We start from the raw sequence: 21,957 nt of genomic DNA on the forward strand, positions 1-21,957 counted from the left end.
GGGATCAGACGTCCCGCTTCTCCAGCAGCACGAAGGCGCCGGCGAACGCGGCGGCCGTCACGCCGACGATGATCCACAGCGGATCCCAGCCCGAAGGGCCGCTCTCGGTGAGGGAGTTGGAGTAGAACACGCTGAGCTGGTTCGGGATGGAGTACTCGAACAGCGCCTGGCGCAGGTCCTCCAGGGACTGCGAGAACATGAACAGCGCGATGACCAGCGGGGCCAGCACGACACCGATCATGAGGGTGATCGCGCCCGCCGAGTGCCGGATGATCGAGCCGACGACCAGCGAGAGCAGGCCGAGCAGCGCGATATAGAGCGAGATGCCGACGGTGCCCTTCAGCCACTCCTGGCCGGTCGGGGTACGGGTGCCGTCCAGCAGGGCCACGTCCACGAGGGCGACGACGAGAACCGGGACGAGGGTGGCCACGAAGGCGACGGCGAAGAACACGATCGACTTCGCCGCGAGGACCCGGCCGCGGGAGGGGCAGGCGACCATGGTCGTACGGATCATTCCGGTGCCGTACTCCGAGGCCGTGGTCAGCACGCCGAGCGTGATCACGCACATGCTGCCGAGCAGCAGCCCGAAGAAGCCGAACGACAGCGGGTTCTCGTCCTGCATGCTCTCCGGCGAGGCGTTGGCCGCGAGCAGCGCGGCGGCTCCCAGCCCGATCCCGATCACGAGCAGCACGAACACGCCCAGCGTCCAGATCGTCGACCGCACCGACCGGATCTTCGTCCACTCCGACGCGATGGCGTGCCCGAGATGCGTGCGCACGACGGGGATCGGCGAGGTGTAGCCGGCGTACGACGGCCCACCCGTCGGCTGCCGGTTCGGCACGGCGGCCTGGGCCTGCGGCATCGAAGGCTGCGGGGTGCTCATCGGGCGTCCTCGGGCTGGGTCGGGGTGGCGGGGGCGGATGCCTGCGGCGCGGGAGCCGAGGCGGGGACGGCGGCGGGCGGTGCCTGCTGCGGTGTGGGTACGGGGGCCTGCGCCGGGGGCTGAGGCAGGCCCTGGGGAGCCGCCGGGCCCGCCTGGGCGTACGGGTTGGGCGTGCCGGCGCCGGGACCGCCGTACGGGGCCGCCTGCGGGTCCGCGAACGGCTGCCCGCCCTGCTGGGGCGGCGGCGGGGCGTACCAGCCCGGCTGGCCCTGGCCCGGAACGGGCATGGGGGGCTGCGCGCCCGGCGGCAGGGGCTGCATCAGCCCCGCCTTCTGGTCGATGGTCGAGCGGTAGTCCACCGCCCCCTGCGTCATCCGCATGTACGCCTCCTCCAGCGAGGCCTGGTGCGGCGACAGCTCCCACAGCCGTACGTCCGTGTCGTGCGCGATGTCGCTGATGCGGGGGAGCGGCAGCCCGGTCACCCGCAGCGCGCCGTCCTGCTCCGGCAGGACGTGCCCGCCCGCCTCGGTGATCGCGGCCGACAGCTTCTCGCGGAGCTGCGGCTCGGTGTCGGGCGTCCGCACGCGCGCGAAGCCCGCGGAGTTCGCCGCGATGAAGTCCTGGATGCTCATGTCGGCGAGGAGCTGCCCGCGCCCGATGACGATGAGATGGTCCGCGGTCAGCGCCATCTCGCTCATCAGGTGGGAGGAGACGAAGACCGTACGGCCCTCCGCGGCCAGCGCCTTCATCAGGTTGCGCACCCACAGGATGCCCTCGGGGTCCAGCCCGTTGACCGGCTCGTCGAAGAGCAGCACCTGGGGATCGCCGAGCAGCGCGGCCGCGATGCCGAGCCGCTGGCCCATGCCGAGCGAGAAGCCCTTGGAACGCTTCCTGGCCACGTCCTGGAGGCCGACCACGCCCAGCACCTCGTCCACCCGGCGGGCCGGGATCCCCGACAGCTGGGCCAGGCACAGCAGGTGGTTACGGGCCGCCCGGCCGCCGTGCACGGCCTTGGCGTCGATCAGCGCACCGACCTGCCGGGCCGCGTTCGGCAACCTGCGATACGGGTAGCCGCCGATCGTCACCTGCCCCGAGGTGGGGTTGTCCAGCCCGAGGATCATCCGCATGGTCGTCGACTTGCCCGAGCCGTTGGGGCCCAGGAAGCCGGTGACGGTGCCGGGACGCACCTGGAAGGAAAGGTTGTACACAGCGGTCTTGTCGCCGTAGCGCTTGGTCAGGCCGACTGCCTCGATCATGCTCCGCACCCATCGCAAGGTTCAGGACAGCGGGGCACACGCCCCCCGTAAGGGTTAGGAGCTTATCGGGACGCTGACGGTTCCGCTCAAATGAAAGCAAAGGCTCTGCACGTCACGCGTCCCGCTTCTTCAACAGGACATAACCGCCGATCAGGGCCGCCGCCACCCACAGCGCCATGATCCCGAGGCCACCCCAGGGGCCGTAGGGGGTGTCGTCGTCGATCGGGGTGACCACCTGCATGATCTTGCTGCCGGCCTGGTCGGGCAGGAACCGGCCGATCTTCTTCGTCGCCGAGACATTGCCCAGGATGTTGGAGATCAGGAAGAAGAACGGCATCAGGATGCCCAGCGACAGCATCGGCGAGCGGAGCATCGCGGCGACGCCCATCGAGAACATCGCGATGAGGGTCATGTAGACGCCGCCGCCGATGACCGCGCGCAGGACACCCGGGTCACCGATCTCCGCCCGGTGCGAGCCGAGCATCGCCTGTCCCAGGAAGAAGGTGACGAAGCTGGTGACGAGCCCGACGGCCAGCGAGAGTCCGGTGGCGACCGCGATCTTGCTGGCCAGGAAGGTGCCGCGCTGCGGAACGGCGGCCAGCGAGGTGCGGATCATGCCGGTGCTGTACTCGTTCGAGACGACGAGCACCCCGAACACGATCATCGCGAGCTGTCCGAGGCTCATCCCGGCGAAGCTGATGAAGGTCGGGTCGAAGGAGAGCTTGTCCTCGCGGCTCATGTTGTCGAACTCGTTCTTCGACAGGGCCGAGATCAGGATGCCGAGCCCGATGGTGACAACGACGGCGAGGGAGAGCGTCCACACCGTGGAGGCCACCGAACGGATCTTGGTCCACTCGGAGCGGATGACCTGGGTCGCCGCCATGGTCAGTTCCCCTTCCAGCCGTCGCCCCACTGCTGGGGTGGCACGTCGGCGGGTGTGTCGGTGTGGGCGTGGTACTCGACCGACTCCGCGGTCAGCTGCATGAACGCCTCCTCCAGGGAAGCCTGTTGGGGGCTCAGCTCGTGCAGCACGATCTGGTGCTGTGCGGCCAGCTCGCCGATGTACTCGGACTTGCTGCCGTCGACCTCCAGCGTGCCGTTGCCGGTCTCCACGACGGTGACCCCGGCCGCGTGCAGCACGTCGAGCAGCCGCTCGCGCTGCGGAGTGCGGATGCGGACGTACGACCGGGAGTTCTGCGCGATGAAGTCGGCCATGGAGGTGTCGGCGAGCAGCCGTCCCTGGCCGATGACGACGAGGTGGTCGGCGGTCAGCGCCATCTCGCTCATGAGATGGGAGGAGACGAAGACCGTACGGCCCTGTGCGGCAAGGGACTTCATCAGGTTGCGGATCCAGTGGATGCCCTCGGGATCGAGCCCGTTGACCGGCTCGTCGAACATCAGGATCCGCGGGTCGCCGAGCAACGCGCCCGCGATGCCGAGCCGCTGGCCCATACCGAGCGAGAAACCCTTGGCCTTCTTCTTCGCGACCGCGGTGAGACCGACCGTGTCGAGGACCTCGTCCACCCGCTTCCTCGGGATGCCGTTGCTCTGCGCGAGACACAGCAGGTGGTTGAAGGCGCTGCGCCCGCCGTGCATGGCCTTGGCGTCCAGCAGTGCGCCGATGTACGTGAAGGGGTCCTTGAGCTGGTCGTAGTGCTTGCCGTCGATGCGGACGTCTCCGGCGGTGGGCCGGTCCAGGCCCAGCATCATGCGCATGGTGGTCGACTTGCCGGCGCCGTTCGGGCCGAGGAAGCCCGTGACGATGCCTGGTCTGACGGTGAAGGTCAGGTTGTTGACCGCCACCTTCTCGCCGTACCGCTTCGTCAGGCCCGTCAGCTCGATCATGCGGACCACGCTAGGGGGGAGGTTCGGCAGATGCCAATCATGTGGGCAAACGGAGACCGAAGAGAAAGGCAAAAACTTCCGGCCGTCGACCGGTGGAAGGCGCACGACGGTCGGATGCGGCAGCGTGCCCAAGGCGGTCAGCGGGGTCCCAGCCGTCACGACCGGCCGCCCGCGTGGTCGGTGGGCGGACCCGCCACCCCGGCTGACGGGCTGGCCGGCCCCCGCGGCGCACGGCACGGGATCGCACCGGTCCGTGGACACGCCAAGGGCCCGCACCTGTCGGGGGAGAAGGTGCGGGCCCTTGATGCCGTCAGGCGGGTGTTACCGGGTCTGCTGCGCCGGAACCCCGCGGGAGATCGGCTCGTCGTCGGCAGGGGAGCCGGCGGCGGCCACCGCGGCACCCGTGAGCGTGGCGAGCATCTCGCGGACGTTCGTCAGCTGGGCGTTGATCGAGTCGCGACGGTTCGTCAGAGCCGCGAGCTCACGCTCGGATTCCGAACGGATGCGGTCGGCCTTGGCGTTGGCGTCGGCCACGATGTCCTCGGCCTGGCGCTGCGCGGTCTCCACCGTCTGGCGGGCGCGGCGCTCGGCGTCGGTGCGCAGCTTCTCGGCCTCCAGGCGCAGCTGCTCCGCGCGGTGCTCGATCTCCGCGAGACGCTTCTCCGCCTTCTGCTGACGGGACGCCAGGTCGCGCTCGGACTGCTCCCGGCGCTTGGCGAGGTTCGTCTCGAAGTCGGCGGCGGCCTGCGCGGCCTTGGCGCGGGTCTCCTCGAAGAGGGCGTCCGCCTCCTCACGCTTCTGCTGCGCGTCCTTCTGCGCCTCCTGGCGCAGCTGGGAGGAGTCGCTCTTGGCCTTCTCGACGATCCGGACGCCCTCGTCCTCGGCCTTGGCCTTGCGCTCCGCAGCGAACGATTCTGCGTCGTTGCGGACCTGCTGGGCCGCCGACTCGGCGAGTTCGCGGTGCTGCTCGGCCGCGCGACGGGCCTCCTCGCGCAGGTCCTTCGCCTCCTCCTCGGCGAGGCGGAGGATCTTCTCGACACGCGCACCGAGACCGGCGTACGACGGCTCGGCGTCGGACATCTGGGCCTGGGCGTTCTGCGTCTCGAGGTGGAGCTCCTCGATGCGCTTTTCCAAGGCGGTGATGCGGGAGAGAGCGCTGTCACGGTCGGAGACGAGCTTGGAGATCCGTTCGTCCACCTGAGCGCGGTCGTACCCACGCCGCACAAGCTCGAAGCCGTAGGGGGAAGTGTCGCTCATGGGGTTCCTGTCAAATGAGACCGGTGAGGTGATAGGGGAATCCTAGGGGCCGAAGCGGTGTGTCATCGAGCGGATACGTGTTTGATCTGGAGAATGACACCCCTTTTGAGTGGCTAACCCTCGGACGGCTTGCCAAAAACTTGGTCAAAGGCCCCAGACGGCACCGGATTCCGACCAGTCGGTCAGCTGTCCGACGGCTTACCCGAACGAGGGGCGCCGACCGTGGCGCCCGCCTTGACGCCGCCGTCCTTGCCCGCCGACGGGGCCTCGAAGGATTCCAACGCCTCCAGAACGTCCTGGACACGGGAGATCTCGGTGTTGATGTCCTCGCGGCGGCGGACGAGGACCTCGAGCTCGCGCTTGCCCTCCTCGACCGTGCGCTTCGCCTCGCGGATCGCCTCGGCCTTGAGCTCCTCGGCCTCCCGGACCAGCGTGGCCTTCTTCTGCTCGGCCTCCTTGAGGAGCCCCTCGGCCTTCTTGACCGCGGCGATGCGCACCTTGCCGGCCTCCGAATTGGCCTCCGAGACCAGCTCCTTGGCCTTGGCCTGCGCCTTCGCGAGCTGCTCCTCCGAGGCCTTGATGAGCGCGTCGCAGCGGTCGCCGGTCGACTTCATGGTCTCCGCGGCCTCACGGCGGGCCCGCTCGTGCAGCGCCTCGATCTCGCCCGTGATCCGGTCACGCAGCTCCTCCGCGCGCTCCCTTATGGCGGTGGCGTCCCGACGCGCGCCGACGAGCAACTCGTCCGCGTCCGTACGGGCCTTCTCCACGCGCGCGTTGCCCTCGACCGTCGCCTCGGACACCAGCCGGTCGGCCTCCTGGCGGGCCGCGCCCACCATGGTGTCGGCCTGCGCCTCCGCGTCCGCGGTGGTCTTGAGTGCCTGCTGCTGCGCCTCGGTGAGCAGCTTGTCCGCCTCGGCGGCGGTCTCCGTGATGAGCGTGTCGACCTGCTCGGCCGCCTCGGAACGCCGCTTGTTGGCGTCCTTGCGGGCCTCGTCCAGGGTGCGATCGGCCTCCGCGCGCGCGGAGTTGACCAGCTCCTCGGCCGCGGCCGCCGCGTCCGCCCTGACCCGCTCGGCCTCGCTGCGGATCCGCTCCGCGTGCCGCTGCGCCTGCCCGACCGTCTCGGCGGCCTCGGCCCGCAGCCGCTCCGCGTCCCCGGCGGCCTCCCCGATCAACTGCTCGGCCGTGGCGACCGATTCGGCCCGCACGCGCTCGGCCTCGGCGACCGACTCCGCGCGTACCCGCTCCGCCTCGGCGACCGTCTCCGTCCGCAGCCGGTCGGTGTCGGTGAGGGTCTCCTCGGTGAGCCGCTCCGCCTCGCTGCGTGCCTCGGTGATGAGGGTGTCGGCCTGCCTCGCCGCGTCCGACCGGATGCGGTTGGCGTCCTCGCGGGCGTCCGCCCGGGTGCGGGAGGCGTCCTGGTCGGCCTGGGCGATCGCGTCCGAGGCCTCGGTGCGCGCCCGCTGGGCGTACTCCGCCGACTCGGACCTGAGCCGCTCCGCCTCCGCGATCGCCTCCGAGACGGTGCGCTCGGCAAGGGACTTGGCGGCGTCCGTCTCCTCGGCGGTCTCGCGCCGGATCCGGGCCGCGTCCTCGCTGGCCCGCTCCCGCTCCGAGTAGGCGTCCGAGCGGACCCGGTCGGCCTCCTCCTGGGCCTCGCGCCGGGTGCGGTCCGCCACGTGCTCGGCGGCGGAGCGCAGCCCGGTGATCTCCTCCTGCGCCTGCTCGTGCAGCCCGGCGACCGAGTCCCGCACCTGCTGGGCGTGCTGCTCGGCGGCCGACACCATCTCGGTGGCCCGCCGGTCCGCCTCCTCGACCAGCCGTACGGCCTCGGCCTGGGCCTCCTCCACGCGGTTGCGCGCCGAGGCCAGCAGCTCCTCGCTCTGCTCGCGGGCCCGCTCGCGCTCCTGGTCGGCCTCCTGGCGGGCCGAGCCGAGGTACTCCTCGGCCTCGCGGCGGCGCCGGTTGGCCTCCTCCTGGGCGGCGGCCAGCGTCTCGGACGCCTCGGTGGCGAGCCGCTCGGCGGCGGCCTGCGCCTCCGCCCGGACGCGGTCCGCGGTGTCCTGGGCCTCGGTCTTGAGGCGCTCCGCCTCGGCAGCGGCCTCGGAACGCAGCCGTACGGCGACAGCCTCGCCCTCGGCGCGGGAGGCGGACGCGTCGGACGCGGCCTCGGTGCGCAGCCGGTCGGCCTCCGCCTCGGCCTGCTGCTGGAGGGTGCGGATCCGCTCGGCGGCCTCGGTGCGCAGCCGGTCGGCCTCCTCGGCGGCCTCGCGGCGGATCCGCCCGGCCTCCTCACGGGCCTCGGTCAGGGCCTGCTCGGCGGAGACGAGACGCTCCTCGGCCTCGGTCTGCAGCCGGGTCAGCTCCTCGGCGGCCTCGGCACGGCGTGCCTCTATGGCCCGCTCGGTCTCCTCGCGCAACTCGCCCGCGGCCCGCTCGGCGGCGGCTGTGATCTCCTCGGACAGTTCGACGGCCTCGGCGCGCTGCCGCTCGGCCTCGTTGCGGGTGCGCTCCAGGGTCTCCTCGGCCTGCCGGCGCAGCGCGGTGGCGCGCTCGATGGCCTCGGTGCGGACCTTCTCGCTGTCCGTGGTGGCGCTCTGGCGCAGCTCGTCGGCGTCCGCCTTGGCCTTGGAGAGCAGCTCCTCGGCGGTCTTGGCCGCCTCCTCGATCTGCTGGACGGCCTCCTTGCGGGCCTCCGCGCGGATCTTCTCGCCCTCGGCGACCGCGTCGGCGCGCAGCTGCTCGGCCTCGCCGCGCAGCCGGCGGGCCTCCTCCTGCAGCTCGACCGTCTTGGCGCGGTACTCCTTGGTGTCGTCCTTCGCCGTGCCCTTGAGCTGTTCGGCGATGTCGTGCGCCTCGGCGCGCAGCCGGTCCGCCTCGGCCTCCGCCTCGCGGCGGATCCGCTCGGCCTCCTCGGCGGCGGCCCTGGTGGTCTTCTGCGCGTCCTCCTGCGCCTTGTTGAGGACGTCCTCGGCGGTCTTGGCCGCCTTGGACAGCTGGGTCGCGCTCTCCTCGGCGGTGAGCGTGCGGGCCTTCTCGGCGGCCTCGGTGACGATCTTCTCGGCCTCGGCGCGGGCGTCCGCGACGATCTGCTCGGCGGCCTCCTTGGTCGCCTCGGCCTCCTGGCTGGCCTCGGTGACCAGCCGGGCGACCTGCTCCTTGGCCGTGCGCGTGCGCTGCTCGTTGGCCGACTCCGCGCTCGCGAGCGTCTTCTCCGCGGCCGACTTCGCCTCGGTGAGCACCTTCTCGGCCTCGGCCTGCGCCTTGCGCAGCGCCTCCTCGGCCTCCGCCATCCGCTGTTCGGCGGCCCGGCTCAGCTCGGTGGCCTGGCGGCGGGCGCTGTCGGACTCGGTCGCGGTGGAGGTGCGCAGCTGCTCGGCGTGGTCGGTGGCCTCCTGGGCCTGCGTGGAGGCGGCGTCCAGCAGGCGCTCGGCGTCCGCGCGGGCACGGCGCAGCAGCTGCTCGGCCTCCGCGCGGGCCGCCTCGGCCTCGCTCTGCAGGCGCTGACGGGCCTCGCTGGTGACCCGCTCGGCCTCGGCGCGGGCGGCCGCCATGGCCTGCTCGGCCTCGGCGCGGGACTCCTCCAGGAGCCGTCGGGCCTGCGACTCGCTGCGGGCGCGCAGCTGCTCGGCCCACGCCACGTTCTCGTTGACGTGCGACTCGACGGTCTGCCGGCGCTCGGCCAGCTCCTGGTCGAGCTGCTGACGTCGGGTGACGGCCTCCTGGTGGAGCTCCGCCTGCAGACGCGCGGCCTGCTCGGCGTGCTCCTGGAGGATGCGCTGGGTCTGGGCGCGGACCTGGCTCAGTTCGCGCTCGGCGTCCTGCCGCAACTGGTCGGCCTGGATCTGCGCGTTCCGCAGCAACTGCTCGGCCTGGTAGCCGATGTCGCCGCCACCGAATTCGGGCCGGGACATGAGGGTGCGCCGCGCCTCGTGCAACTTGGCGCGCAGCACCTCGACCTGGTAGCCGAGGTCCTCGGCGTGCTGGATCGCCTTTTCCCGCTCGGTCTTCAGCCGCTCCATCTCGGCCTCGAACCGAGAGAGGTGGTCGACGTCAGCCGCCGGCTCTCGCTCCTGGCGTTCGTAGCCCCGCACTGCGCGGTCCCATCCGTCCCCTGGTCGCAAGTCTCTCCAAACGAGCCCCGTCCATCCGCCGAACGGGGCCCCCGGGGGAATGGTGTCAGATCGACGACGGAGCATGGGCTGCCGCCCGTCGCTCGTCCCCCGAAACCCGGACCCCGGCTCGGTTCTGCCGCCATGGGCAGGACCCGGTCGCCCTGGGAAGAGCGGCGACCGCCCCCAACCCTACCGGCCCATATGTACGAGGGTCAGTGCTCAGGTGACTCAACAGGCGCCGAAGTGACCAGTTCTGTCAGTACGCCATGGCAATCCTTGGGGTGCAGGAAGGTGATCCGTGACCCCATGGAGCCGCGTCGCGGCTCCTCGTACAGGACGCGTACGCCCTTGTCCTTGATGTCCGCGGCGTCCTGGTCGACGTCCGCCGTACCGAAAGCGATGTGGTGGACGCCCTCGCCGTTCTTGTCCAGCCACTTGGCGACGGTCGAGTCGGGGCGGGTCGGCTCCAGAAGCTGCAGGTAGGAGGCACCGCCGTCGGATGTCTCGTTGATCTTGAGCATGGCCTCGCGCACGCCCTGCTCCTCGTTGACCTCGGAGTGGAACACCTCGAAGCCGTACGTGGCCCGGTAGAACTCGACGGTCTTGTCGAGGTCGAAACAGGCGATCCCGATGTGGTCGATTCGCGTCAGCATGTAATCAGTGCAGCGCTCGCGAAACGGTTACGCAACGTGCGCGCGATCACACCGACGGGGCGATGACGGCACGGAGTGCCACTCACTACATTTGAAGTACACCCTCATCTGGGGGGATCCCCCAGGCCCCCCACTCGTTCACTCCTCGGCAGTGCAGCCGGTAAGGGGATCGCAGCTCATGTCTGGATCGAACAGCACGACCTCGGTGATCGTCGCGGGCGCCCGTACGCCCATGGGGCGGTTGCTGGGCTCGCTGAAGTCCTTCTCCGGAGCCGACCTCGGCGGCTTCGCGATCAAGGCCGCCCTCGACCGTGCGGGGATCGGTGGCGACCAGGTGCAGTACGTCATCATGGGCCAGGTGCTCCAGGCCGGCGCGGGCCAGATCCCGGCCCGCCAGGCCGCGGTCAAGGCCGGCATCCCGATGAACGTCCCGGCGCTCACCATCAACAAGGTGTGTCTGTCGGGCCTCGACGCGATCGCGCTGGCCGACCAGTTGATCCGCGCCGGCGAGTTCGACGTGATCGTCGCGGGCGGCCAGGAGTCCATGACCAACGCCCCGCACCTGCTCCCGAAGTCCCGCGAGGGCTTCAAGTACGGGGCGATCGAGATGCTCGACGCCATGGCGTACGACGGTCTCACCGACGCCTTCGAGAACATCGCCATGGGCGAGTCCACGGAGAAGCACAACACCCGCCTCGGCATCCAGCGCCCCGAGCAGGACGAGTTCTCCGCCCTGTCCCACCAGCGGGCCGCCGCCGCGCAGAAGAACGGCATCTTCGAGGCCGAGATCACCCCGGTCGAGATCCCGCAGCGCAAGGGCGAGCCGGTCGTCTTCAGCAAGGACGAGGGCATCCGTGGCGACACCACCGCGGAGTCCCTCGGCAAGCTGCGCCCCGCGTTCACCCGGGACGGCACCATCACCGCCGGCAGCGCCTCGCAGATCTCCGACGGCGCGGCGGCCGTGGTCGTGATGAGCAAGGCCAAGGCGCAGGAACTGGGCCTGGAGTGGATCGCCGAGATCGGCGCCCACGGCAACGTGGCGGGCCCGGACAACTCCCTGCAGTCCCAGCCGTCCAACGCGATCCTGCACGCCCTCAAGAAGGAGGGCCTGGAGGTCTCCGACCTCGACCTCATCGAGATCAACGAGGCCTTCGCCGCGGTCGCCGTCCAGTCAATGAAGGACCTCGGCGTTTCCACGGATCGGGTGAACGTCAACGGTGGCGCGATCGCCCTCGGCCACCCCATCGGCATGTCCGGGGCCCGGCTCGTCCTGCACCTCGCCCTGGAGCTCAAGCGGCGCGGCGGCGGTGTCGGCGCGGCCGCCCTGTGCGGCGGCGGCGGTCAGGGTGACGCGCTGGTCGTGCGGGTACCCAAGGCCTGAGCCCCTCTCGGTGAACGGAGCTGTGATGCAGGACGTCTCCTCGCTGGTCGCCCAGGCCAGGGAAGGCCGACCACGGGCCGTGGCCCGGCTGATCTCCCTCGTGGAGGGGGCGTCCCCGCAGCTCAGGGAGGTCATGGCGACGCTCGCCCCGCTCACGGGCAACGCGTACGTGGTGGGCCTGACGGGTTCGCCCGGGGTGGGCAAGTCGACGTCCACCTCGGCCCTCGTGACCGCCTACCGCAAGCAGGGCAGGCGGGTCGGCGTCCTGGCCGTCGACCCGTCCTCGCCGTTCTCCGGCGGCGCCCTGCTCGGCGACCGGGTGCGGATGTCGGACCACGCCTCCGACCCCGGCGTCTACATCCGCTCCATGGCGACCCGCGGCCACCTCGGCGGCCTCGCCTGGGCCGCCCCGCAGGCCATCCGGGTCCTGGACGCGGCCGGTTGCGACGTGATCCTGGTCGAGACCGTCGGCGTCGGACAGTCGGAGGTGGAGATCGCCTCCCAGGCGGACACCTCCGTGGTGCTGCTCGCCCCGGGCATGGGCGACGGCATCCAGGCCGCCAAGGCCGGAATCCTGGAGATCGGCGACATCTACGTCGTCAACAAGGCCGACCGCGACGGCGCCGACGCGACCGCCCGCGAGCTCAACCACATGCTGGGCCTGGGCGAGTCCCGCGGCCCCGGCGACTGGCGCCCGCCGATCGTCAAGACGGTCGCCGCCCGCGCCGAGGGCATCGACGAGGTCGTGGAAGCCCTGGAGAAGCACCGCGCCTGGATGGAGGAGCACGGCGTCCTCGCCGAGCGCCGCCGCACCCGCGCCGCCCACGAGGTCGAGACCATCGCCGTCACCGCCCTGCGCGAACGCATCGGCGACCTCAAGGGGGACCGGCGCCTGGACGCGCTCGCGGAGCGGATCGTCGCCGGTGAACTGGACCCCTACCGCGCGGCGGACGAGCTGGTCGAAGGCCTGACCCGGGGCTGAGCCGCCGACTCAGGCGTCGTCGCCGTCGTCGTCGCGGTCCTGGGTGACCTTGCCCGAGTCCAGGGCGACCTTCCACTCACCCTGCTTGCCGTCCTTCACGGTGTCCACGCTCCAGGCCACGGCCCCGTTGTCGTCGTCGAGGCCGACCTCGGTCACCGTGCCCTTCGCGGCGGCGGCCAGCGCGGCCTCGCGGGCGTCGGTGTCGGCGCCCTTCGCCGCGGCGAGCTCGGCGCGGTCGTCGGCGTCGTTGTCGTCGTCACTGTCACGCTGGGCGCCGAGCACCTTGCCGGAGTCCGGGGCGATCCGCACGTCGTACTCGGTGCCGTCGCCCTTGACGACGGTCACCTCCCACGTGTCGGCGCCGTCGTCGTCGAGGTCCGCGGAGAGCGCGGTGCCCGGGGTGTGCTTCAGGGCGGCCGCGATCGCCTCGGCGGCGGTGACGCTGCCGCTGCGGACCGCCGTACGGTCCTCCGAGGCGTCGTCGTCGCGGTCCGCGGCCGACTGGGCGCTCGTGTTCGTCTGGCTCTGCGTCGCCGTCGCGTCGTCGTCCCCCGCCGCGAAGGCCGCGACCGTGCCGCCGGTGGCCAGCGCGGCGGCGGTGAGGGTGGCGATGACGATGTTGCGCTTCATGGGGATTCCTCCAGAGCGGTTCTGCTTCGTTCTGCTTCGGTCGCTTTCGACGACGACCAAGCTGCCTGAGGGGAGCTGAAGCGGACCTGAAGCCTCCTGAAGGCGTCTTCAGCTTCGGTTTGCCACCCTGTACGCATGCGCCTGTTGATCGTCGAGGACGAAAAGCGACTCGCCCTCTCCCTCGCCAAGGGCCTCACCGCCGAGGGCTACGCCGTCGACGTCGTCCACGACGGCCGGGAGGGGCTGCACCGGGCCACCGAGGGGTCGTACGACCTGGTGATCCTCGACATCATGCTGCCCGGCCTCAACGGCTACCGGGTCTGCGCCGCCCTGCGCGCCGCCGGCCACGAGGTGCCGATCCTGATGCTCACCGCGAAGGACGGCGAGTACGACGAGGCCGAGGGCCTGGACACCGGCGCCGACGACTACCTGACCAAGCCCTTCTCCTACGTCGTCCTCGTGGCCCGCATCAAGGCCCTGCTGCGGCGGCGCGGGAACGGGGCCGGGGCCTCGCCGGTGCTCGAGACGGGGGCGCTGCGGATCGACACCGCCGCCCGCCGGGTCTTCCTCGACGGCACCGAAGTCACCCTCACCGCCAAGGAGTTCTCGGTCCTGGAGCAACTCGCGGTGCGGGCCGGCGAGGTGGTGTCCAAGGCGCAGATCCTGGAGCACGTCTGGGACTTCGCGTACGACGGCGACCCCAACATCGTCGAGGTCTACGTCAGCACCTTGCGCCGCAAGCTGGACGCGGGCCTCATCCACACGGTCCGCGGTGCCGGGTACCGGCTGGAGGCCGCGAGATGAGGCGCCTGTTCGGCTCGGTCCGGGCGCGGGCCACGCTGGCCGCGACCCTGGTCGTCGCCGTGGCCCTGCTCGCCGCCGGGGCCGCCGTGCTGCTCTCCCTGCGCTCCAACCTGATCGACCAGGCGGGTACCCAGGCCGAGCGGGCCGCGCGGAACGTCGCAGCCGATCTCTCCGGCGGGACGCCGTACACAGGCCTGGAGCTGGACGATGACGACGAGCCGGTCCAGGTCGTCGACGCGCACGGCCGTCTGGTCGCGGCCACCGAACACCTGGAGAACATCAGCGGCACGGGAGTCACCGAGGTGAAGCCGCGGTCGCCCGCGGGCGGTACGGGAGGCACGGGGGCCACGAAAGGCACGGGGGCGACAGGCGACTCCGGGGACGCCGGGGACTCCGACGACGACACGACAGGGGACGACACGACAGGGGACGACGCGGCCGGAGACGACCGCTCCGCCCTCGAGCCCGGCGAGATCGCGGACGACGTGCGGCTCACGGCCGGCTCCGCCACGATCGACGGGAAGCCGGCCGACTACCGCTTCGCCGCGGTGGAGGTCGAGGTCCCCGACAAGGGCACCCTCACCGTGTACGCGGGCGCCTCCCTGGACCCCGAACAGAGCGCGGTGGATACCGCCCAGACCGTGATGCTGGTCGGCTTCCCGCTGCTGCTCGGTGTCGTCGCCACCGTGACCTGGCTGGTCACCCGGCGTGCGCTGCGCCCGGTCGAGGGCATCCGCGCCGAGATGGCCGCGATCACCGCCTCCCAGGACCTCGCCCGGCGCGTCCCGGTGCCGGACACCCACGACGAGGTCGCCCGCCTCGCCCGCACCACCAACGAGACGCTGGCCGCGCTGGAGACCTCCGTCGAGCGCCAGCGCCGGTTCGTCGCCGACGCCTCGCACGAACTGCGCAGCCCCATCGCCTCGCTGCGGACCCAGCTCGAAGTGGCCGCCGCACATCCCGAGTTGCTGGACCTGGACGGGGCGGTCGAGGACACAGTACGGCTGCAGCACCTCGCGGCGGACCTGCTGTTGCTGGCTCGCCTGGACGCGGGGGAGCGGCCGCAGAACACGCGGTTCGACCTCGCCGCAGTGGTCCAGGAGCAGGCGGCGGGCCGGACGGACGTGACCGTCGACGCCGAGGGCGTGGAAGTGGCCGGATCGCGGGGGCAGGTGGAGCGGCTGCTGGCCAATCTCCTCGACAACGCCCAGCGGCACGCCCGTTCGCGGGTCGCCGTGGCCGTACGGCGGGACGGGCGGCAGGCGGTGGTCGAGGTCGCCGACGACGGGGACGGGGTGCCGGCGGGGGACCGGGAGCGGATCTTCGAGCGGTTCGTGCGGCTCGACGAGGCGCGGGCGCGGGACGACGGTGGCGCCGGGCTGGGACTCGCCATCGCCCGGGATGTCGCCGCTCGGCACGGCGGCACGCTGACGGTCCGTGACGCGGCGGCAGGCGGAGCCCTGTTCGAACTCCGCCTGCCGGTCGCCTAGCCGTGTCCCGGTGTCAGGGACGCCCTCGCTGCCCTCGCAGGTGCTCCGCGATCGGCTTCAGGGCCTTGTCCAGCTCCGTCAGGGACTCGGGCGCCACGAGGTCGATGAAGTGCCTCCGCACAGACGCCACGTGATGGGGCGCGACCTTCTTCATCGTCTCCATGCCGTGCTCGGTCAGGACCGCGTACAGGCCGCGGCGGTCGGACTCGCAGTTCTCGCGCCGGACCAGGTCCGCGTTCTCCATGCGGGTGATCTGGTGCGAGAGCCGGCTCTTGGACTGGAGGGTGGCGGACGCGAGGTCGCTCATCCGCATCCGTACGCCCTCCGACTCGGAGAGGTTCACCAGGATCTCGTAGTCGTTCATCGTCAGGCCGAACGGCTGGAGGTCCCTCTCGAGCTGATACGTCAACAGCCTGTTGACCTCCAGGTGGGTGCGCCAGGCGCACTGCTCCGCATCGGTCAGCCAGCGCGTGGCCGTCTCGGTCTCCATGAATGAAGTCTACCTAAAATGTTGAAAGGCGAACTAATGAGGGTGGCGTGACGGCGCGCACACGTTCGACGTCACACTCCGCAGACTACCGCTCACAGCCCGAAGCGGCGCTGGAGGTCCCCCAGCTGTCCGGGAAGGCGCGGTGCCCCCGGCTGCTGTGGCTGCCCCGCGGGTGCCCCGTACCCGCCGGGCACTCCGGGCTCGGACGGAACCGCCCCCGTGGCCTGCTCGGCCATCAGGACCTCGGTCGACTGGAGCAGTACGGTGCCGGCCCCCACGAACTCGAACTGGTGCTCCTCCCCGGAGGCCCCGCCGAGGCCCGTCATCGCACGTAGACCGCCCATCAGACCGGTCATGTACCCGTGGTCGTAGTGGTGGCACGGCGAGGGGCAGTCCGCCCAGCCCACAAGCGCTTGCGGGTCCACCCGGATCGGGGGCTCCATGAACACCACGGGGCCGTTGGAGGCGGCCACGAACTTTCCGGTTCCGATGAGTGTCAGGAAGCCGGGCACGATCGACTGCTTCAGCGCGAGACTTGGCTGAAAAGCGAGCAGGTTGCCCGAGCGAATGGTCAGGTTGCCGTCTTCGAGGTCGTACGAATTCACGTCGAAGGCCCGGTCGGCGAGGAGCATCTTGCCCGAGCCCTGCGCCACGACCCAGTCGCTCGCGTGCAGAGGCGAATGGAAGGACGTACGGATCAGACCGTCGAATCGGCCGTGTCCGATGCCGTTGAACTCCATCTGCCCGTAGTAGGCGATCATCTTCCCCTTCTGCAGGAACCACTGGCTCCCCTTGAGCTCCACGCAGAAGGTGTAGTTGTTGACGTTGTCGTCCGACGACAGCGTCATCGGGTCGTACACGGTGGGGCCCGCGCCCGGGTAGTGGCTCACAGCTTCTCCTCGGACGCCTGGACGTAGACCACGCCGTTCCCGCTGAGCTCCAGTTGGAAGGCCTCGCCGGAGCCGCGGCCCACCATGTCGCGCCAGCCGAGCGCCGTCGACAGCTTGTTGCGGACGTCGCCGTAGTGGGCGACGTAGGCCTGCGGGTCGACGTGGACCGGCCGCTGCGGGCTGATCGGGACCTCGAAGACCCCGCCGTGGGCCATGACGGCCACCGAGCCGTGGCCCTTGAGCGTGGTGGTGAAGAGGCCCTGGCCGCTGATCTGACCGCGCACCATGCCCATGACGCCGCCCTGCGAGCCCATGAACATGGTTCCCTGCTGGAGGGTGCCCTCGAAGGCGAGCAGCCGGTCCGCCTCGACGAAGAGGGTGTCGCCGGCGAGGTTGATGACCTGCACGTGGTGGCCGCCGTGCCCGAACAGGACGCTGCCGCTGCCCTCGACGGTCATCAGCGGCGTGTCCTCGTTGGCCACGCGGCGCCCGATCATCGACATGACGCCGCCCTGGCCGCCCTGGATGTTGGGGGTGAAGGACACCTCGCCCTTGTACGCCAGCATCGCGCCGCGCTGGCTGAACAGCCGCTGGCCCGGCATGACGGTCGCCTCGACCATCTTGGAGTTGATCTCACGGAAGGGCATGTCACACATCCCCCGCGATCGTGTTGCGCTCGCTGGGCTGGACGTACACCAGACCGTCGCCCTCGAAGCGGATCTGGAAGGCCTCACCGCCGCCCTCGCCCATGAACGTGCGGAACGTCACACCGGACTGGAAGGACTGGCTCAGGTTGCCTTGGTGGGCGATGTACGCGCCGGGGTCGACGGTCAGCGGGTACTGGCGGCTGACGCGCAGCACCACCGCGGGGCCGTCGGACATGATCGCCGCCTGTCCGTGTCCCTCGACGGTGGTCGTGAACAGCCCGTTGCCCTGTGAGGCGCCGCGCATGCCGGTGAAGCTGGTCCCGGTCCGCAGCCCCGCGTCGGTCGCGAGCAGATTGCTCGACTCCACGAACAGTTTGTCCCCCTGGAGACTGACGAGGTTGATCTCCGAGGCCCGGTCCGCGAACCAGCACGTCCCGTGCCCCGACACCTCCATCACGGTCATCTGCTCGCCGGTGATGCGTCGGGTGACCATGCCCCGGATCCCCTCACCACCGCCGCTCATCTTCTTGAACGCCATCTGCCCGTCGTACGCGACCATCGAGCCGTTCTTCGCCTTCACGGCGTCCCCGGTCATGTCGACGGCGAGCACCTTGCTGCCTTGAAGTCGAAACATCGCCACGAGGTGAAGGTAGCTGGCGGCAAGCCCTTCCCGACAGTGCATTCGGCGGTTGGGTGGGGTTTGGTTGTCGTGTGTCTGCGGGGTGGTGGGGGCGGGCGTTTTGCGCAGTTCCCCGCGCCCCTGGTGCCTGCGGCGGCCTCCGGCGGTTGGGCGGGGGTTTCGGGCCGGGTTGTGGGGTGTCTGCGGGCGGGTGGGGGTTGGTCGCGCCGTTCCCCGCGCCCCTGGTGCCTGCGGCGGCCTGCTTCGGCCCGGTGGGGGCTTGTGTAGCGCGTGCGGGTGTGTTGTGTGTCGGGGCCGGGGTGGGGGGTGTCCGTCCTCGGTCCGGCGGCTCGGTTGCTTCAAGAGGGGCTCGGTGACGGACGCCGGCCGCTGCGGGCGGACACCCCCCACCCCGTCCCCTTCTCGCCGTACGCGGCTTGCGGCCCGTCGTGGCGCAACCCCCAGGGGCGCGGGGAACTGCGCGACCAGCCACAACGCACCCGCACCCGCCCGACAACCCGACCCGGCACATCCATAGGCGCCCCGCCGCCGTCACTCACGTGGACGCCACAACAGCGCCCCTGACCGCACCCCCGGCCAGGATGCGCTCATGGGTATACGCATGCTCCACCGCCGGACGGCCCCCGCACAGGCGTACGCCGACCGGGCCCCGTTCTCCGTGCAGCGTCCCGTTCCGGCCCACGCGGCCGCCGCAAGTACTGCCCGCCTTCCCTTCGACCTGGCGACACTCCTGCGCCGGGCGCGAGCCAGGGTGGCAGGCGCGCGCATCCCGGCCCGCCTCACCATCCCCCTGCGGCACCGTGTGACCCGCCGCGACCGGGACGTCGTACAACACGAGGAGCCGTCCAGGCGGCGGCTGTGGGCCGAGCTGGCTTTCGGTTATCTCGCGCTCGCCCTCACCCTGCTGCCCCGGTCCCGTCCGATGCCCACCATGACGGTGTTCATCGCTGCCACCGCTGCGGACGCCGTCAGCGAGCGAGTGGGAGAGCGGCCTCTTCCCGGGCGTCGGACACCGGGGCCGGGCGCCACAGCCTGACCCCAGCGGCATACAGCAGTACCCCGAGCACCAGGCCGGCGCCCGCGCCGAAGCACAGGGTGGGGATCAGTTCCCAGGGCTTCGCGGTGGAACCCCAGTACGCCCACCACCGCGAGGCCCGCTGCAGCGCGCCCACCGTCATGCACCCGCCGATCACGGCCACGGCCCACCACCTGTCCCGCACCGACAGAGCGGCGACCCCCCTTGGCTCGGCCGCCACGGGTGCCCGGCGCAGCGCGTTCAGGCAGAACACGGCGATCACCACCGCGGCCAGCGCCGAACCGCCGTACTGGAGGTACCAGTACAGAGGGGACCCGGCCACCTCACGGTCCAGGACCGGGAACAGTCGTACCCCCCACCGGTCGTGATGCGTGAACGCGTCCCACACGACGTGGGTCAGCGCTCCGACGACCGCGGAGATGTACCAGCGCACGGCCAGTGCCGTACGCACGCGTGCGCGTGGCGTGCCGCAGCGCAGCAGCGTCGCCGGCCTGCTCTGTCGCCTGCGTGGCAGCAGGGCCACCAATGGTTCGCGCAGCAGGAGCCACAGGCCCACCAGGGCCCAGGCGACGAGCACGTCGATCGTGAGGACGCCCGGGAAGGAGTGCGTGACGGTGCCGAACTCCATCGCCCCGGACACGACACTTGCCGCGTAATAGGTCATGTCGGGCGAGAAGGATCCGGCCACGAGTACGGCCGGAACCAGTCGGCCCCGGCCCGTTCCGTCGGTGCGCACCGCGGGCAGTACCGCCGCCGCATGGCTCAGGGTGAACGGCAACGGGGCTCCTCGCGGCGGGTGTTGACCGGGCGGCGGCCCGGGACGTCGACTGCGTCCAGTATGAGTGACACCAGCCCGCACCGATCGAACATGGCCAACCGGTGAATATCGGGCACGAACCGGTGTCCGCGAAAAGGAAGTTGTCGTAGGGTCACACGGGTCACCGCGCTGGGGAGCTCGGTCGAGCGTGCGAATCAGGAATTGCCGCGCGTCACAGGGGCAACCTCCAGGACGGTTCGACTGTCACAACTGGACGAGAGCGACAGACGGAGACGGGCGCTCGGGCGTCCACAGGAGGGGTTCACTTTATGGCGGCGCAATTCGGCAGGAGGCTGGCCAAAGGGGCGACGACCACCGCCGTGGCAGCACTCGCGGTCGCGGCACTGTCCGCCTCCCAGGCCCCGGGGGTCACGGCCGACGACAACGGCAGATCGACCGCCGCCGGTGTCGAGGCCTCCCCCGACCCGGCCTCCGGGAACGGCGCGACCGGCAAGTCGCCGTACTACACGGACCTGCCGCCGCTGAACACCCCGAGCCCGGCGCCGACCGTCGGCACCCCCACCTCCACTCCGGTCGAGAGCGAGGCGGGCATCCCCGCGACCGTCCTCGACGCCTACAAGAGGGCCGCGGCCGAACTCCAGGAGTCCAAGCCCGGCTGCAATCTGCCCTGGCAGCTCCTCGCCGCCATCGGCCAGGTCGAGTCGGGCCAGGCCCGCGGCGGCCGGGTCGACGCGGACGGCACCACGACCTCCAAGATCCTCGGCCCGCAGCTCGACGGCAACGGCTTCGAGCTCATCAAGGACACCGACGGCGGTGCCTACGACGGCGACACCGCGTACGACTCGGCCGTCGGGCCCATGCAGTTCATCCCGTCCACCTGGAAGTGGGCCGGCCGCGACGGCAACGGCGACGGGGTGAAGGACCCGAACAACATCTACGACGCCTCCCTCGCCGCCGGGCACTACCTGTGCCGCAACGGCTGGGATCTGTCGGACGCGGGCGACCTGGAACGCGCGATCCTCAGCTACAACCCCTCGCAGGCCTACGTCAACACGGTCCTGTCGTGGCTGGAGTACTACCGCAAGGGCACCTACGAGGTTCCCGACGGCACCGGCACGATCCCGGACAACCGCAGCGACGGCAGCGGCAGCAGCGGCAGCGGCAGCTCGGTCTCCAGGCCGTCGTCGCCCTCGACGCCGAGCACGCCGAAGCCGAGCGCGCCCGGTTCGCCGAGCACGACCCCGCCGTCGACCACCCCGCCCCCGTCGGGCACCCCCACCACGCCGCCCCCGACGACTCCCGTCACCCCCACCCAGTCCGTGGACCACCTGGAGGACTCGGACACCGCGAAGCTCACCGCCATGGCGGGCGACGCGTTCACCGAGCAGATCAGCACCAAGGCGGAGAACGCGGCCGGCAAGGGCGTCGCCAAGGTCCGCATCCGCTACACCATCGTCGGCGACACCGACGCCACCTTCACCGGCGGCGAGAAGGTCGCCACCGCTCTGACCGACAGTTCCGGCGTCGCCACCGCGCCCGCGCTCCAGGCGGGCGAGACCACCGGCACCTTCGCGGTCAGGGCGACCCTCATCGGGCGTACGGTCACCGGCCCGATCTACTCGGCCACCGTCACCCAGCGCGTCGCCGACACCCTCGTCCGCACCAGCGACACCGCGCTGACCTGCACGCCGGGGGGCCAGTTCGCCGACCCGGTCCAGGTGAAGGCCACCTACAAGGACGCCGTCGCCGACAAGGTCGCCGCCACCGCCACCCTGATCAAGTCGGCCGACGACGCGACCGCGAACGACAAGGGCCCCTACTTCAAGGACGCCGACGGCAAGACCGTGCGCACCCTGACGGGCCTCACGACGGACGCGGACGGCCTGCTGAAGCTGCCGCAGCTCTACGCCGACGACACCACGGGCACCTTCGTGCTCCGCATCACCACCGCGGGCGGCGCGACGCTCGACGTGACGCTGACCGTGGCGGCCGCCGCGGACACCTCCGCGAGCCCCTCGCCGAGCCCCAGCGCGAGTTCGTAGCCACCGAGCACCTCGAAGGGCGTCCTTTCCGCTACGGCGGACGGGGCGCCCTTCGTGCGTGTCCGACCTGTTCTCATCTCGCCCGGGCGTTGCTACGGTGCCGGACCTGACGATGCATCAGTTCCCGTCCGCAGGGAG

Annotated in this window: 19 protein-coding genes; 6 read left to right on the forward strand and 13 right to left on the reverse strand. The window is 71.1% G+C overall.

The window, feature by feature from the left end; translation table 11 throughout:
• Positions 1–4: 4 nt before the first annotated feature.
• The 7 genes from ABZT02_RS34585 to mce all read right to left on the reverse strand — a co-directional run bounded on the left by ABZT02_RS34585 (position 5) and on the right by mce (position 10,009).
• Positions 5–883, reverse strand: a complete 879-nt coding sequence (locus tag ABZT02_RS34585) for an ABC transporter permease subunit (RefSeq protein WP_356024740.1) — start codon at positions 881–883, stop codon at positions 5–7.
• Positions 880–2,139 (reverse strand): ABC transporter ATP-binding protein, encoded by a 1,260-nt coding sequence (locus ABZT02_RS34590; protein ID WP_356024742.1) that lies wholly within the window; start codon positions 2,137–2,139, stop codon positions 880–882. The genes ABZT02_RS34585 and ABZT02_RS34590 overlap by 4 nt, the downstream gene beginning before the upstream one ends.
• Before the next feature lie 112 nt (positions 2,140–2,251).
• The gene (locus tag ABZT02_RS34595; RefSeq protein WP_356024745.1) at positions 2,252–3,022 is read right to left on the reverse strand and encodes an ABC transporter permease; all 771 of its coding nucleotides are present in this window, start codon (positions 3,020–3,022) and stop codon (positions 2,252–2,254) included.
• Between the two features lie 2 nt (positions 3,023–3,024).
• Positions 3,025–3,984, reverse strand: a complete 960-nt coding sequence (locus ABZT02_RS34600) for an ABC transporter ATP-binding protein (RefSeq protein ID WP_356024747.1) — start codon at positions 3,982–3,984, stop codon at positions 3,025–3,027.
• Between the two features lie 321 nt (positions 3,985–4,305).
• Positions 4,306–5,241, reverse strand: coding sequence for a cellulose-binding protein (locus tag ABZT02_RS34605; RefSeq protein WP_356024748.1), 936 nt, complete (start codon positions 5,239–5,241; stop codon positions 4,306–4,308).
• Between the two features lie 182 nt (positions 5,242–5,423).
• Positions 5,424–9,335, reverse strand: coding sequence for a polarized growth protein Scy (gene scy, locus ABZT02_RS34610; RefSeq protein ID WP_356024749.1), 3,912 nt, complete (start codon positions 9,333–9,335; stop codon positions 5,424–5,426).
• A gap of 233 nt (positions 9,336–9,568) precedes the next feature.
• Complete coding sequence (gene mce, locus ABZT02_RS34615; RefSeq protein WP_007384751.1) at positions 9,569–10,009, reverse strand: methylmalonyl-CoA epimerase; 441 nt, start codon at positions 10,007–10,009, stop codon at positions 9,569–9,571.
• A gap of 178 nt (positions 10,010–10,187) precedes the next feature.
• Between mce and ABZT02_RS34620 the strand changes: the two genes are divergently transcribed.
• Both ABZT02_RS34620 and meaB read left to right on the forward strand, forming a co-directional pair.
• Positions 10,188–11,390 carry an acetyl-CoA C-acetyltransferase gene (locus tag ABZT02_RS34620; RefSeq protein WP_356024752.1) on the forward strand — a complete coding sequence of 401 codons (1,203 nt, stop codon included), beginning with the start codon at positions 10,188–10,190 and terminating at the stop codon, positions 11,388–11,390.
• Positions 11,391–11,415: 25 nt separating this feature from the next.
• The gene (gene meaB, locus ABZT02_RS34625) at positions 11,416–12,372 is read left to right on the forward strand and encodes a methylmalonyl Co-A mutase-associated GTPase MeaB (RefSeq protein WP_356024754.1); all 957 of its coding nucleotides are present in this window, start codon (positions 11,416–11,418) and stop codon (positions 12,370–12,372) included.
• A gap of 9 nt (positions 12,373–12,381) precedes the next feature.
• On the opposite strand, the gene ABZT02_RS34630 is transcribed toward meaB, so the two are convergent.
• Complete coding sequence (locus ABZT02_RS34630; RefSeq protein ID WP_356024757.1) at positions 12,382–13,002, reverse strand: PepSY domain-containing protein; 621 nt, start codon at positions 13,000–13,002, stop codon at positions 12,382–12,384.
• A 135-nt stretch (positions 13,003–13,137) separates the two neighbouring features.
• Between ABZT02_RS34630 and ABZT02_RS34635 the strand changes: the two genes are divergently transcribed.
• On the forward strand, positions 13,138–13,806 hold the full coding sequence (locus tag ABZT02_RS34635; RefSeq protein WP_356024759.1) for a response regulator transcription factor: 669 nt from the start codon (positions 13,138–13,140) through the stop codon (positions 13,804–13,806).
• Positions 13,803–15,296: an ATP-binding protein gene (locus tag ABZT02_RS34640; RefSeq protein ID WP_356024761.1), complete on the forward strand. Its 1,494-nt coding sequence runs from the start codon at positions 13,803–13,805 to the stop codon at positions 15,294–15,296. Before ABZT02_RS34635 ends, ABZT02_RS34640 begins: the two co-directional genes overlap by 4 nt.
• Before the next feature lie 13 nt (positions 15,297–15,309).
• On the opposite strand, the gene ABZT02_RS34645 is transcribed toward ABZT02_RS34640, so the two are convergent.
• The 4 genes from ABZT02_RS34645 to ABZT02_RS34660 all read right to left on the reverse strand — a co-directional run bounded on the left by ABZT02_RS34645 (position 15,310) and on the right by ABZT02_RS34660 (position 17,957).
• Positions 15,310–15,786, reverse strand: a complete 477-nt coding sequence (locus tag ABZT02_RS34645) for a MarR family transcriptional regulator (protein WP_356024764.1) — start codon at positions 15,784–15,786, stop codon at positions 15,310–15,312.
• Between the two features lie 92 nt (positions 15,787–15,878).
• On the reverse strand, positions 15,879–16,676 hold the full coding sequence (locus ABZT02_RS34650; RefSeq protein ID WP_356024766.1) for an AIM24 family protein: 798 nt from the start codon (positions 16,674–16,676) through the stop codon (positions 15,879–15,881).
• On the reverse strand, positions 16,673–17,323 hold the full coding sequence (locus ABZT02_RS34655) for an AIM24 family protein (RefSeq protein ID WP_356024769.1): 651 nt from the start codon (positions 17,321–17,323) through the stop codon (positions 16,673–16,675). The genes ABZT02_RS34650 and ABZT02_RS34655 overlap by 4 nt, the downstream gene beginning before the upstream one ends.
• A 1-nt stretch (position 17,324) precedes the next feature.
• Positions 17,325–17,957, reverse strand: coding sequence for an AIM24 family protein (locus tag ABZT02_RS34660; RefSeq protein ID WP_356024841.1), 633 nt, complete (start codon positions 17,955–17,957; stop codon positions 17,325–17,327).
• 595 nt (positions 17,958–18,552) lie between these two features.
• Between ABZT02_RS34660 and ABZT02_RS34665 the strand changes: the two genes are divergently transcribed.
• Entirely contained in the window at positions 18,553–18,999 is a 447-nt protein-coding gene (locus ABZT02_RS34665) for a hypothetical protein (RefSeq protein ID WP_356024772.1), read from the forward strand.
• On the opposite strand, the gene ABZT02_RS34670 is transcribed toward ABZT02_RS34665, so the two are convergent.
• A complete protein-coding gene (locus tag ABZT02_RS34670; protein ID WP_356024774.1) occupies positions 18,932–19,777 on the reverse strand; it encodes a DUF4184 family protein in 846 nt (281 codons plus the stop codon). The two genes, ABZT02_RS34665 and ABZT02_RS34670, sit on opposite strands and share 68 nt — an antisense overlap.
• Positions 19,778–20,085: 308 nt before the next feature.
• Here ABZT02_RS34670 and ABZT02_RS34675 point away from each other — a divergent pair, with 308 nt between their 5' ends.
• A complete protein-coding gene (locus ABZT02_RS34675) occupies positions 20,086–21,819 on the forward strand; it encodes a lytic transglycosylase domain-containing protein (RefSeq protein ID WP_356024777.1) in 1,734 nt (577 codons plus the stop codon).
• Positions 21,820–21,957 lie beyond the last annotated feature (138 nt).

This window comes from Streptomyces sp. NPDC005402 (assembly GCF_040606575.1).
Taxonomy (GTDB): Bacteria; Actinomycetota; Actinomycetes; order Streptomycetales; family Streptomycetaceae; genus Streptomyces.